This window comes from Pseudomonas sp. AC016, from assembly GCF_979253365.1.
In genome coordinates, this window is the sequence record NZ_CEEDCC010000001.1 from 3,859,369 (window position 1) to 3,872,826 (window position 13,458).

At 60.8% G+C, this 13,458-nt stretch carries 8 protein-coding genes; 7 read left to right on the forward strand and 1 reads right to left on the reverse strand.

Going from position 1 to position 13,458, the window contains the following annotated elements; translation table 11 throughout:
* Positions 1-87 precede the first annotated feature (87 nt).
* Genes waaF through AC0IXS_RS17410 form a run of 7 tightly spaced genes read left to right on the forward strand, consistent with a single transcriptional unit; the run spans position 88 to position 7,071 of the window.
* The gene (waaF, locus tag AC0IXS_RS17380; protein ID WP_004883410.1) at positions 88-1,122 is read left to right on the forward strand and encodes a lipopolysaccharide heptosyltransferase II; all 1,035 of its coding nucleotides are present in this window, start codon (positions 88-90) and stop codon (positions 1,120-1,122) included.
* A 2-nt stretch (positions 1,123-1,124) separates the two neighbouring features.
* Entirely contained in the window at positions 1,125-2,189 is a 1,065-nt protein-coding gene (gene waaC / locus AC0IXS_RS17385) for a lipopolysaccharide heptosyltransferase I (RefSeq protein WP_191953975.1), read from the forward strand.
* Positions 2,189-3,310 (forward strand): glycosyltransferase family 4 protein, encoded by a 1,122-nt coding sequence (locus AC0IXS_RS17390; RefSeq protein WP_122689857.1) that lies wholly within the window; start codon positions 2,189-2,191, stop codon positions 3,308-3,310. The genes waaC and AC0IXS_RS17390 overlap by 1 nt, the downstream gene beginning before the upstream one ends.
* Positions 3,310-4,116 (forward strand): lipopolysaccharide core heptose(I) kinase RfaP, encoded by an 807-nt coding sequence (rfaP, locus tag AC0IXS_RS17395; RefSeq protein ID WP_029243040.1) that lies wholly within the window; start codon positions 3,310-3,312, stop codon positions 4,114-4,116. The genes AC0IXS_RS17390 and rfaP overlap by 1 nt, the downstream gene beginning before the upstream one ends.
* Positions 4,116-4,850, forward strand: a complete 735-nt coding sequence (locus AC0IXS_RS17400) for a lipopolysaccharide kinase InaA family protein (protein ID WP_029243039.1) — start codon at positions 4,116-4,118, stop codon at positions 4,848-4,850. The genes rfaP and AC0IXS_RS17400 overlap by 1 nt, the downstream gene beginning before the upstream one ends.
* Positions 4,847-5,626, forward strand: a complete 780-nt coding sequence (locus AC0IXS_RS17405) for a lipopolysaccharide kinase InaA family protein (RefSeq protein ID WP_029243038.1) — start codon at positions 4,847-4,849, stop codon at positions 5,624-5,626. Before AC0IXS_RS17400 ends, AC0IXS_RS17405 begins: the two co-directional genes overlap by 4 nt.
* Positions 5,626-7,071 (forward strand): lipopolysaccharide kinase InaA family protein, encoded by a 1,446-nt coding sequence (locus tag AC0IXS_RS17410; RefSeq protein ID WP_320471256.1) that lies wholly within the window; start codon positions 5,626-5,628, stop codon positions 7,069-7,071. Before AC0IXS_RS17405 ends, AC0IXS_RS17410 begins: the two co-directional genes overlap by 1 nt.
* A gap of 27 nt (positions 7,072-7,098) precedes the next feature.
* On the opposite strand, the gene AC0IXS_RS17415 is transcribed toward AC0IXS_RS17410, so the two are convergent.
* The gene (locus AC0IXS_RS17415) at positions 7,099-13,188 is read right to left on the reverse strand and encodes a membrane-targeted effector domain-containing toxin (RefSeq protein WP_471825278.1); all 6,090 of its coding nucleotides are present in this window, start codon (positions 13,186-13,188) and stop codon (positions 7,099-7,101) included.
* Between the last annotated feature and the right edge of the window lie 270 nt (positions 13,189-13,458).

A 13,458-nucleotide genomic window follows, 5' to 3' on the forward strand; every position in this document is an offset into this window, starting at 1 on the left:
CTATGACAGGGAGGCGACAGGTTGTGTGGGAACGTCACGCAGTCTGATCGGCCTCCCTGATCGTTTCCGGTCGTTTTTGGATGAAACATGAATATTCTGATCGTTGGGCCTAGCTGGGTCGGTGACATGGTGATGGCGCAAACGCTGTTCCAGTGCCTGAAACAGCGTCATCCCGAGTGCCAGATCGATGTGCTGGCACCTGAGTGGAGTCGTCCGCTGCTGGAGCGCATGCCCGAAGTGCGCGCTGCGCTCAGCTTTCCCCTCGGCCATGGCGCTCTGGAACTGGCTACGCGCCGTCGCATCGGCAAGTCCCTGGCCGGCCAGTACGATCAGGCGATTCTGCTGCCCAATTCGCTGAAGTCCGCGCTGGTGCCTTTTTTCGCAGGCATCAAACAGCGCACCGGCTGGCGTGGCGAGTTCCGCTACGGGCTGCTCAACGATGTACGCACTCTGGATAAAGAACGTTATCCGCTGATGATCGAGCGCTTCATGGCGCTGGCCTACGACAAGAACGCGGAATTGCCTCGGCCTTACCCCAAGCCAAGCCTGCAGATCGACTCGGCAACCCGCGATGCGGCGCTGGCCAAGTTCGGGCTGACGCTGGACCGTCCGGTGCTGGCACTGTGCCCTGGTGCCGAGTTCGGCGAGTCCAAGCGCTGGCCCGCCGAGCACTACGCGCAGGTCGCCGATGCGCGAATCCGCGAAGGCTGGCAGGTCTGGCTGTTCGGCTCGCAGAAGGATCATCCGGTCGGCGAGACCATCCGCGAGAACCTGATTCCTGGTCTGCGTGAAGAGTCCGTCAACCTGAGCGGGCAGACCTCGCTGGCCGAAGCCATCGATCTGCTGTCGTGTGCCGACTCGGTCGTCTCCAACGATTCCGGTCTGATGCACGTTGCGGCGGCGCTGAATCGTCCGCTGGTAGCCGTGTATGGCTCGACATCGCCAGCGTTTACTCCGCCGCTGGCCGACGAGGTCGAGGTTGTCCAGTTGGGCATCGAGTGCAGCCCTTGCTTTGACCGCACCTGCCGTTTCGGCCATTACAACTGCATGCGCCTGCTTGAGCCGGGCGCAGTGATCCAGGCGCTGGGCCGCCTGGACAGCACTCCGGTAGAGGTCGTCTGACGTTGCGGGTATTGCTGATCAAGACGTCTTCGCTGGGCGATGTGATCCATGCCTTGCCCGCGCTGACCGACGCGGCCCGTGCGCTGCCGGGCATCCGCTTCGACTGGGTGGTGGAAGAAGGCTTTGCCGAGATTCCGGCCTGGCATCCGGCTGTCGATACAGTCATTCCGGTGGCGATCCGCCGCTGGCGCAAGAACCTGTGGCAGACCTTCAGAAACGGTGAGTGGCGTGGCTTCAAGGCCCGTTTGCGCGAGCAGCGTTATGACCTGGTGATCGACGCTCAGGGGCTGTTCAAAAGCGCCTGGCTGACCCGTTATGTCGATGCGCCGGTGGCCGGTCTGGACCGTGACTCGGCACGCGAGCCGGTCGCCAGCCGTTTCTATGACCAGCGCTACCCGGTGGCACGCGGACAGCACGCGGTCGAGCGTTTGCGCCAGTTGTTCGCGCAGGCGCTGGGCTACAGCGTCCCGGCCGGCATCGGTGACTACGGGTTGAACAAACTGACTGCTCAGGATGACGCGCCGCAGGCACCCTTCGTGCTGTTTCTGCACGGCACCACCTGGGACACCAAACACTGGCCGGAGCTGTACTGGCGGCAGTTGGCTGAACGGATGGCCGCTCAAGGTCTGCAAGTGCGCCTGCCGTGGGGCAATCCGGCTGAAAAGGCCCGTGCCGAGCGTATCGCCGACGGACTGGACGCGGCGCAGGTGCTGCCCAAATTGAATCTTGCAGGCGTGGCGCGGGTGCTGGCTCAGGCCCAGGCCTGCGTGGCAGTGGACACCGGTATCGGTCATCTGGCCGCCGCGCTGGATGTGCCGACCGTTTCGCTGTTCGGGCCGACCAACCCGGTGCTGACCGGAGCCTACGGTAAATCGCAGGTGCATCTGGCCTCCGATTACCCGAGCTGCGCGCCGTGCCTGCAAAAGAAATGCACGTACCAGCCGACCGCTGACGATCAGCGCCGGTTTGACCTTAAACGCGAGTGGCCACCGTGCTTCACTCGCCTGAATCCCGAGCGAGTAGCGAGCCAACTGGGCGCGCTGTTGCTGGCAAAGGAACCTGGCTGATGCAACTGGCTTTCGTCCTGTACAAATACTTTCCGTTCGGCGGACTGCAACGCGACTTCATGCGCATCGCGCTGGAGTGCCAGAAGCGCGGTCATCAGATTCGCGTCTACACCCTGATCTGGGAAGGCGACGTGCCGCCCGGCTTCGAGGTGCTGGTCGCGCCGGTCAAAGCCTTTTTCAACCATCGCCGCAATGAAAAACTCAGCGCGTGGATGGAGGCGGATCTGGCCAAACGCCCGGTGGACCGCCTGATCGGCTTCAACAAGATGCCAGGTCTGGACGTCTACTACGCGGCTGACGGCTGCTTCGAGGACAAGGCGCAGAACCTGCGCAGTCCGCTGTATCGCAAGTGGGGTCGCTACCGCCACTTTTCCGACTATGAGCGTGCAGTTTTCGCCAGGGACGCGAAGACCCAGGTCCTGATGATTTCCGAGGTTCAGCAGCCGCTGTTCATCAAGCATTACGATACGCCGCTGTCACGTTTCCATCTGTTGCCGCCTGGCATTTCTCCGGATCGACGGGCGCCCCCTGAAGCACCGGAGATTCGTTCAGGCTTCAGGCAGGAGTTCGGCCTTGCTGAAAATGACCTGTTATTGGTTCAGATCGGCTCAGGTTTCAAGACGAAAGGCGTGGATCGCAGCCTCAAGGCGTTGGCGGCACTGCCAGCCGAGCTGAAGAAACGCACGCGGCTGTTTGTAATCGGCCAGGACGACCCCAAGGTATTCCAACTGCAAAGCGCTGCATTGGGTCTGGGTGATCAAGTGACCTTCATGAAAGGTCGCAGTGACATTCCGCGTTTCCTGATGGGCGCTGACGTTCTGATTCATCCGGCCTACAACGAGAACACCGGCACCGTGCTGCTTGAAGCGCTGGTGGCGGGTTTGCCCGTTCTGGTCAGCGCCGTGTGTGGCTATGCCCATTACATCGCCGAAGCCGACTGCGGTCTGGTGCTGGATGAGCCGTTCGAACAGGCGCAGCTCAATCGTTATCTGGCAGACATGCTCAAGGACGATGCGGCGCGCAGCAACTGGGGCCGAAACGGCCTGGCGTTCGCTGATACGGCGGACCTTTACAGCATGCCGCAGCACGCTGCCGATGTGATTCTGGCGGAGCACTATTGATGAAGCTGTTCCTTGCTGAACCGTTCAAAAGCCTGTGGGCCGGGCGCGATGCGTTCGCCGAGGTCGAGGCCTTGAGCGGTGAGGTGTATCGCGAACTCGAAGGTCGCCGGACACTGCGCACCGAAGTCGACGGACGCGGCTATTTCGTGAAGATCCATCGCGGCATCGGCTGGGGCGAAATCGCGAAGAATCTGGTCACCGCCAAGTTGCCGGTGCTGGGCGCAGGCAAGGAGTGGGACGCAATAGAGCGGCTGCATGAAGTCGGCGTACCGACCATGACTGCCGTGGCCTATGGCGAACGCGGCAACAACCCGGCCGCGCAGCACTCGTTCATCGTCACCGAAGAACTGGCACCCACCACCAGCCTTGAAGACGTCAGTATCAACTGGCGCAACGAGCCGCCCGAGCCGCGCCTCAAGCGGGCGTACATCGCCGAGGTCGCGCGACTGGTCGGGATGATGCACCGCGCCGGGGTCAACCACCGCGACTGTTACATCTGCCATTTTCTGTTGCACACCGACAAGCCCGTCACGGCTGACGACTTCAGGTTGTCGGTCATCGACCTGCACCGCGCCCAGACCCGTCGGGCGATCACCCCGCGCTGGCGCAACAAGGACCTGGCGGCGCTGTATTTCTCGGCGCTGGACATCGGTCTCACGCGTCGCGACAAACTGCGCTTTCTCAAGGGCTACTTTCAGAAGCCGTTGCGGGAAATACTGGTCAGGGAAGCGAAGCTGCTCGGCTGGCTGGAGACAAAGGCCGACAAGCTTTATCAGCGTAAATTGCGATACGGGGATGCGCTCTGATGGCGGGTTGGAACCTGGAGCCTGCGTACGCGTTTCTGGCTGAAGACTTCGGAGACCTGGACGCTGTGTTTGCCTTGCAGGGCGAGCGCCTGACCCGTGATCCGCTGTCGGAGGTGATTCGGGTTCAGCGCGCCGGGGTCAATTACTACGTCAAACGCTACGTGGGCGCTGGCAAAGGCCTGCGACGTTATCTGGGGCGGCCTCGCGTCAAGTCCGAGTGGCAGAACCTCAAGCGTTTCGCAAAATGGGGCATTCCTACGGCTGAAGTGGTGGCCTGGGGGCTCGAGCGCAACGGCGCAGCCTATGACCGTGGTGCGTTGATCACCCGCGAACTGCCCAATACCGAAGACATGTCTGCCCTGGCGCAGCGCAAGGATCCGCTGTTGTCCGACAGGCAGTGGGTGGATGGCATCAGCCGCCAGCTTGCGTCCTACACACGGATCATGCACGACCATCACTTCACCCATAACGACCTGAAGTGGCGCAACCTGCTGGTGGACGATCAGGCCCGGCTGTTCTTCATCGATTGCCCCAACGGGGCCTTCTGGTGGAGTTTCATGCTGCGCTACCGGATCACCAAGGACCTGGCGTGCCTGGACAAGGTCGCCAAGTACCACCTGTCCGCCACCCAGCGGCTGCGCTTTTACCTGCAATACCGTCAGCGTGCGCGTCTGAACGCCTCCGACAAAAAGCGTATCCGTCATGTCGTCAGCTTTTTCGAGGGGCGCGAATGAGCGTGTTTATTGCCAGCGCCGACCGGCCCCTGCTGGAGCGCCACGGCCTGACCGATTTCGAGTCGCTGTGGAAACTGAAGCTGGACGCAGTCGATGAGCCCAATACCGGACGAGGCGGCTGGAGCAGCGTGTTCCGGCTGGATCTGGACGGCCAGGGTTTTTACCTCAAGCGCCAGAGCAATTACCTGACCCACACGTTGCATCATCCGTTTGGCGAGCCGTCGTTTTCCCGTGAGTTTCGCAACATCAGCCGCTACCAGAAGCTGGGTATCCCGGCCTTGCAGGCGGCGGTTTACGGCGAGAGCAGGGTCGATGGCGAGCGTCGGGCGATCCTGATGACGCGTGCGCTGGACGGCTGGACCGATCTGGATGAACTGCTGCAAGGCTGGACGGAACTGGGCGGCGCCGCGCGATCCGCTATTCTCAAGGCTTGTGGGCTGCTGGCGCGCACGCTGCACGGCGCGGGGCAGATCCATGGGTGTTTCTATCCCAAGCATATTTTTCTGCGGACCGATCAGGCGGGCTGTCAGGCGCAACTGATCGATCTGGAAAAGACCCGGCCGGTGATCTTCGGCCGGCGTGACCGGGTCAAGGATCTGGAACCGCTGTTGCGCCGTGCGCGTATGTGGACAGAAGCCGATCAGCGCGAACTGCTGGCCGCCTACCTGCAGGCCGGTCCCGACAGCGAACAGGTCAATGCCTGGCGTGCGCGCCTCGGACAGCGAGGCCAGCACAAGCGTGACCTTCAACACCGTGACCAGAAAGAGACCCGTTGATGCGTTTGTCCGATCTCAAGAACGCCGGGCGCAAGCCTGAGCTGCCGATGAGCCTGACCCTGGCCGATGCCGCAGGCAGCGCCGAACTGCAACTGCTGACCCTGCTGCGTGTATTGCCCGGTCAGCGCTACGTGGGTGCGGGTGTCTGGCGTGGTCGCACAGTGCTGGCCAAACTGCTGGTCGGCAGCAAGGCCGCCCGGCATTTTCAGCGTGAACTGAGCGGCGTACGTCTGTTGGCCGAGCAGGGCGTGACGACGCCTTTGCTGCTGGCTGACGGTCTGCAGGAAGGCGAGGGCGGCTGGCTGTTGTTCGAGTTTCTTGAGACCGCGCCAAGCCTGGGCGACGCCTGGAATGCCGTGCAGCACCAATCCCCGCTGACCGATGAGCAACAGACCGTGCTTGGCGAAGCGCTCTCGGCGATTGCCCTGCTGCACGCCAAAGGCCTGTGGCAGGAAGATCTGCACCTGGACAACCTGCTGCGCCATGACGGCAAGCTGTACATGATCGACGGCGCAGGCATTCGTGCCGAGCAGGCCGGGCAGCCGTTGTCACGTCAGAAAGTCCTGGAAAACCTCGGCGTATTCTTTGCCCAGTTGCCCCGCGCGTTCGAGCCGTTCACCGAAGAATTGCTGGTGCATTACCTGTTGAGCAACGCCGAGCATGGCTTGCCGATGGAGGCGCTGCAGAAACAGATCGACAAGATTCGCAATTGGCGCCTGAAGGACTTTCTCGACAAGACCGGTCGCGACTGTAGCCTGTTCAGCGTCAAGGACAGTGCTTCGGTGTTTCAGGCGATTCGTCGTGAAGAAGAGGCGGCGATGCTGCCGGTACTGGATCAGGCCGACGCCTTGCTCGATGACGGGCATCTTTACAAGACCGGCGGTGCCGCCAGCGTCGGGCGTGTGGAAGTGGGTGGCCGCGCCCTGGTCATCAAACGCTACAACATCAAGAATTTCAGCCACTGGCTCAAGCGCTTCTGGCGCCCTAGCCGGGCCTGGCATTCATGGCGCGAGGCCAATCGGCTGGCGTTTCTGGGCATCGCGACGCCCAAGCCTCTGGCGGTGCGCGAAGAGCGCGTGCTGGGTATGCGCAGCAAAGCCTATCTGATTACCGAGTTCCTGAAGGGTCCTGACATCATCAAGCGTTTTGCGCCCTACGTAGAAACCGGTGATGTGCCCGAAAGCGAGTTGCAGGCGCTCGATACGCTGTTCGCGCAATTGATTCGCGAGCGCATCAGTCATGGTGATTTCAAGGGACACAATGTGTTCTGGCAGGAGGACCGCTGGGCGCTGATCGACCTGGATGCCATGCAGCAACACAGCTCTCAGGCGTCGTTTATTGCAGCTTTTGCCCGTGATCGCGCACGCTTCATGCGCAACTGGCCGGAGCAAAGTGCGCTGCACCGGAAGCTGGAGCAGCGCTTGCCGACGGGCGAGACGGCCTGAGTCGTCCCGCCCTTCGGATGATTCGCGTTATTCCACGCGACTGAGGTTCATGTCCCTGAGTGCGACGGTCAGGGCGTTCATGTCGTCGAAGGCCTTAAGGTGCACCGGCACCCAGCTCGGACGATCAACGGACAGCTTGCCCTGCGCATCCGTGTTCACGGGGGTGCGATAGATCTGACTGTCTCGTGAGCGATGCACGATGATCTGCAAGCCATCAGCGTTCTGCTCGATCAGGAACATGCCAGGCTTGGCGAGTCGCTTTTCGATGGAGCGGGGGCGCGTGACAGGGCGGGATCTTGGGACCTCGATCTCGACCCGATAGTCGCCCTGAATGTGAACCTTTGCCTTTCCGAGATCCAGGGGCAACGCTTCGCCAGGGTCGCGCACGATGCCATGTGATGCTCCGGGCAAGACATCCTTGACCCGCAAACCGATGCCGCCTTCCAGTTCCGCCAAGCCCGGCACTGCGTCCATGAAGGTGTTGGAGTGGCTGTTGCCGACCAGCGCAATCCACTTGTGAAACCCCATCACATCCTGATGCCTGCGAACGGTGCGTGAAGCAAAGAAATTCATCATCTGTTGGCGGGTCGTGGACGTTTCGTTCGCCAGGCCTTTGAGGTGATAGCTGGCCAGGCAATCGATGGCACGAATCTCGATACCCTGCTGCTGCGCCTTGATCACCAGTTTCTCGAAGGTATAGATACCCTTCGGATCTGTCTGGTGGCCCTTGTCAAGTGCCTGAAGGTCATGCAGCAGTCGCTTGCTCATCTGGCCGGTATCGAGGAAGTCATCCAGATCGGCTTGATGCAGGTCGCTCAGCAGGTGCTCCAGATAGAGTGTCTTGACGTTCTGTTCAGCCAGCGTTGGCAGGTTATCGATGATCAGCTTTTTGCTTGCGACTGAGGCATGTGATTCGCCCACCACCACGCCGGAAGTATGCCGATAAAGCCGTTCAAGAAAGTCTGCCGGTGATATGTCGGCCGGCACTTGAGGCAGCAGCGGTCTGACAGGCAGTTCTGTGGTGTGAACCGCTTCCGAATCCCGCAGCAATTGTTTACGCAACCTGAAAAAGTCTTCTCTCGCGTCGGTCAGTTCAGGGTCGAGCAGAAAGTAACGCTCGTCCAGCCCGCGGTATTCGAAGTTCGCCAGTTTGTGCAACACGTCTCTGTGTTCGGCAGGAGCGTCGTAAGTGGCGTCTGCCAAAGACTGTTGAATGGCCGTCGCCGACCCTGGGCGGCCTTCGGGATCACCGCGCAGCCAGCCTTTGTCGGCATCCCAGCGGAAGACATAATCGCCTGCCCATCGCTCTGCGGACTCGATGCTTTCCCGATCGACCATGCGATTCATCAACACTGCATCCAGTTGGGTACCGGGTTGCAGTGGCGGGACGGACGCAGGCACCAACGGGTTGGAAAACTCGACCGTGAAATCGGTTGACGATTCGGCGGCTGGCGGGAAGCTGTTCTTGCGCACGTGAGTGGTCCGACCTGCCGGAACATCCTGAACGTGAACGCTGATTGCACCCTGCAGCTCGGTGATGCCCGGAATGCTGTCATGGGTGGTGGCCAGTTTCTGGTCGAGCAAGGCTACCCAGCGTCGTGATGGCTGGCGGGCCAGGTCTTCGCTGATCAAGGTGTGACCAAAGTAGTTGCTCATTTTTTGAGCAGCGCTCAAGTCGTCTGCCGCTGCGGCAACCGGATTTTCGATAAGGGGATAGCTGGCGCAAGCGCTGAACGGGCGGACCTCTATGCCGTGTTTGTGCGCTTCCTTGATCAAGTGATAGTAGTCGTACTCGGAGGCGTGATTGTTCAGCGCGCCATTGTTCAGGTACTTCAGGTGCCGTTTGAGTTCATGAGAGCCGGAGCGGCTCCTGGCAGCCAACTGACGATAAGTGGCCAGCTTTTCGAGGTGCTTGTCGGTGAACAGATGCTGGATGTACAAGACTTCTACTTTTCGCTCTGCCAGCAGCGGCATGTTGAGAATGAGCAGACGCTTGCTGGCAACCGATTGGGCAGCTTCGCTGATGACCAGGCCATTGCTGTGGTTGAAGATGTTTTCAACGAGCGTATCGACGTCCGCGCGAGGCGGGAGCGTCGGAACCGTGGGGCGCGCAGGCAGGACTGGTTTTGTGAAGAAGGTTTTGGCGTCGTGATAGAGCTTGTCTTGAAGCGCCCCCAGGGTCTGACGCATGCTGGCAAAGTAGCTCTCGAAATACAGCTCCAGGCCCATATTGCTCGGGTCTGGAATGTTCCGGTGCATGATGGTGTAAATACCCGGCCGCATGGCGACCGGCATTTCGTAATCACTCGAACGGACGACAGCGTTGCCAGACTCAATCCCTTCTTCCTGTAGCGGCCGCCAGGTAGCCTGATCATCGAGCCCGCCACCGCGTAACTGATGACGGTCGATTTTTTGCCATTGGCCCCGGCTGTCCAGGCGCACGGGCTGTTTACCGAAGAACGCGAACGGGTTGTCAGGGTCGATGATCTGCCAACAGCGCAGCCCGGCGTCGAATTGCACGACGTAAGTCTTTCCGAACATGCCGATACAGTATTGGCCATCTACCAGACAGACGCCTTTGGCATGCCCGTCCTTGATGCGCGCCACGTTGTGCAGGGGACGGTCGATGGCCAGGTCGGGTTTGGCGTCCAGGGGCGAGCTCAGCGGCAGCCACGTCTCGCCGCTCCTGCGGCCGACGAACTGGCCGGTGGTGCCGACCTGCGAAGACGAGGTATCGATCTGCTGGTAAAGCGGAGCGTGGCCGTTGGCGTTTTTCTTGCCGACCCACACGGTTCTTTCCTGCAGGTCGACCGGGAAAAGATCTTCATAGCGTGGCAGCGACGACTGGCGTGACAGGGGGCGCAGTGCCGAAGTCACCGAATCCATCGAGTTCGCGGGGCTCACCGGGCGTGCCGACTTTATCGGGGTGCTGTATTCCAGTTGGTGAACGATACCGCCGAAACCCTTGAGGCCTGAATGCAGATCGCCCGCAGCGCCCAGGCTGTTGAGCAAGGCCGATATCACATGGGCGCCAGCTGTTTCATGGTCGCCATCGGTCAGCGCCTGCACCGCACGGACGCTGTCGTGCAGGGACAACAGGCTGCCCACTGCGAAACTTGCAGGCGGGAACGGCAGCGTGAGTGCCGTCGCGATGAGTTCGACGCTGACCCAGGCCATCTTCGACAGCATGTCGTTGCGACCAGTTGTGGTCTGCTCCGTATCCAGCAATCGTCGCTCGACAGTCTGGTTGAAGCAGGTATCGGCAAAGTCGGAGATGAACGCCTTGGGCAGAAAAGGCGCATTGTTCGCGCCGCCCTGTTGCATGTCACGCAGGAAGAACGACAGCAGCCGGCGTGCGTTGAAGCGGCATCGGTCCTTGTAGTAATCGATCATGCCTGGCGTATCCAGCGAGGACATGAAGCTGCTGAACAGGCGGAACTCGATCCCGTCGGGCGCCTGAGGCGTGTAGAGCAGGGCGGTCTGGCGGGTCTGCGTCGACAGCACCGCCACGCAGCCTTGTACGGTCTCGGTATGCGTCAGCAGCGAATCGGGAAACACCAGTTGGTCCACGACCTTGAGGTTGGAGGCAATGAACGGTTTGTCGACATGCAGTTGCAACGGGTAGAGCGGGTATTGCTCGCGTGTTGCCGCATCGCTTGAGTGCGCGCGATCCAGGGAGCTTTTCAACCAGGCGTATTGAACGCCGTCGATGTGGCCTTTCAGGTAACTACGCAGGGCTGCGGCTTTCATTTGCAATTGGGTCGTCAGCGCGCTTGCCTTGCGGCGGTAGTCATAACCTTCGTCCTGCGGGTTGAGCAGGGTGCGCCTGACCTCTGCGATGTAGCGGTCGGCCACCCAGTTTCCGCGCACCGAGCCCGCCACGCTGGCCGGTGACAGGACGCTGAGGTCCACCCCCTCGGGGCCTTTGAAGGTGGCCACCGTGTCGGCAGTGGCAAGCAGCGGATTGACGCTGTCGTCATAACCATTGCGCAGCAGTTGGGTGTAGGTGACGGTTTCCCGTTCACTGGTGATCACGATCAGGTCGGGATCCACCGTGCCTTCCGGCACACCCAGCAACGTGTTGATCTGCTGGCTGGCTTGCTGGTGAACATACTGCTCGAACGGTTGAACGCGAGTATGGGGTTTCGCCTCGTAATTGCGCTGTGCGCCGGTGGCTGCATCCTCCAGCGCAACCAGCTCCTGACGCTTGTCGAGGCTGGCGTTCACGTACCACCGAGGCGTGTGCAAGTCCTGTTCGGACAGCGCGACTTCAATGTGGCCGTTCGCGAAAAACTCCAGACCTGCGTCGTAGTCCGGCAGCGCGATAAGCTGGACGAAATCCTCGTCGGGATGAGGTTTGAGTCTGAGGGCGGCCAGTTGCGTTTCGAGCTCCGGTCGTGCGGAGACGTCTGTCTGCTGGAGCAGGTAATCCCGGTGCTCGTCCGACGCGGTCCAGCTGACCAGTTCCTGGGCCAACTGAATTTCGTTGTCGAATGCCCGGAAAAACTGTTGATCAGGTGCGTCCTGAATGAACATGACCAGACGTTCCAGCTCGCCTTGTGCGTTTTGCTTGCGAAACACCAACAGTTTGCTCATGGCGTTTTTCGCGTTCAGCCTGATGTGGCAAGTGCTCAGTGCCGGGTCAGGCTTTGAGTGCGAGATGGCTTCGATGATGGCGAAATCTTCAGGGCGAATATGGCCCTGCATTTTGGCGGCGCAGGCGAGGGCGTTGATCTGTGTACGGGTCAGGGTGCGCATAAGGGACTGGTTGTGCGGGTGCTGATAAGCCGCTTTCTGATGCGTGCCGAAGCGTACCCGCAGGTCCAGTTCTTCAACGATGCGTGCAATGTAGGCGGCATCCAGATGCTGGTAATCGGATGCCAGCGGCATGCCGTCATGGCTGAGCGCGGTTCGGTTCAGAAACGCCGATGTCTGGAGGCGGTCGCCGGGGTGCAGGCCGTAAAGCGCCAGTTCCACCCACGAGCGCGTAACGGTATAGGTCTCGCCTGTCACTGGCAGAGTTCGCTGCGTACTGACCGAGATCAATGCCGGATCCAGTCCGTAGCCCAGATCGTCCGCCAGGCGTGCCTGCAAGTGCGCCCTGGCAAACTGTTTTGCGGACGCCGCCGTGCCCAGCGCGCTCAGGGTTGCTGCGCGAGCCTGTTCGTAGTGCTCAAGGCGCTCGATATAGGCGCTCATGTCTCTTGGGCTTGCGAGCTTGATCCAGTCCGGCAGGCTGCGCTGGTAGCGCGATTCGCGTAGCGCCATTTCGCGCAGTTCGAGCATGGCCTGCGGGCCGAACAAGCCTTTCTGGTCAATCGCCTGCTGAATCAGCGAGCGGCGCACTTCACGATCATCAATACCGGATCGGGTGCAGGCGTAGCGCACATCTGCGCGTTGTTTTTCCTGCAGGCGTTTCAAGGCGTGGGCCAAAGGCTCCGTGGCGATGGCATGCAGCTGCACATCGATGGCAAGGAACGGTTCGGCGTACAGGTCGGGGTCCGAGTCGATGAGTGCCGACCGGTCCTGATGGGTTTGTTCGAGGCTCTGGATCAGGGCGCCTTTCAGGACGGGCGAATTGAGCCATTGTGTGAGCGCCTCGCGCAGCTGCTCCTGCGACACGAACGCCTTGATGCCCAGACCCGGCAATACCAGCAAGGTCGGTCCCTGCGCCTGAGACAGCACCACGGCGCCGCTGACTTCAGCCTGAATCTCGTCATCAAGCTGTATGTGAAGCGAGAACGCGTCGGGCGCCCTGGTTTCTGTGGAGGACAAGGCTGAAACGGGCAGGCAGCCTGCATGCACTGCCGAGAGTTCACCCTCGTGCAGCTTGACGCAGAACTCATCGCGCAGCGCCTGCTGCATGGCGGACAGGAATTGGTCATGACGGCTATCGCCTGGCGCCAGGGCCGCATGCCAGTAATCGTCGAGCTGCGAGAGCAGGCGGGCAATGGACGCCTCGTCTGCAGTTGTATCCAGCAAGGTGTCATCAGGTGTTGGCAGCGGCTTGAGCGCTTCGCCCAGTCGAGAGCCCAGTTGATTGAGTCTTTTGAGAGCCGTCGTCGCTTCAATAAAGGTGTCGGCGGGTTTGGGTGACACGGGTGTCGGTGTTTGCATGGTTTTTCCGGTTCTGACGAGCGCAAGGTGCGCGGGTTGATTGAGGGCTGTGAACCCGTGATTCATGGCCTTCAATCAATCAGAATTCGTCGGGGCGGGAGCGTAGATAGTTATTGGATATCAGCGGATGGGTGAGATTCTTCGGATGCGTCCTCAAAGACGTGATGTCATCTGTTTGTTTAAACCCTCTCAGCCCCCAAGCCAAATCCTTGGTCATTACGCTATAATCCCGCCCTTTAGCTGCCCTCAGCCCGCTGTGCGGGGGCACAC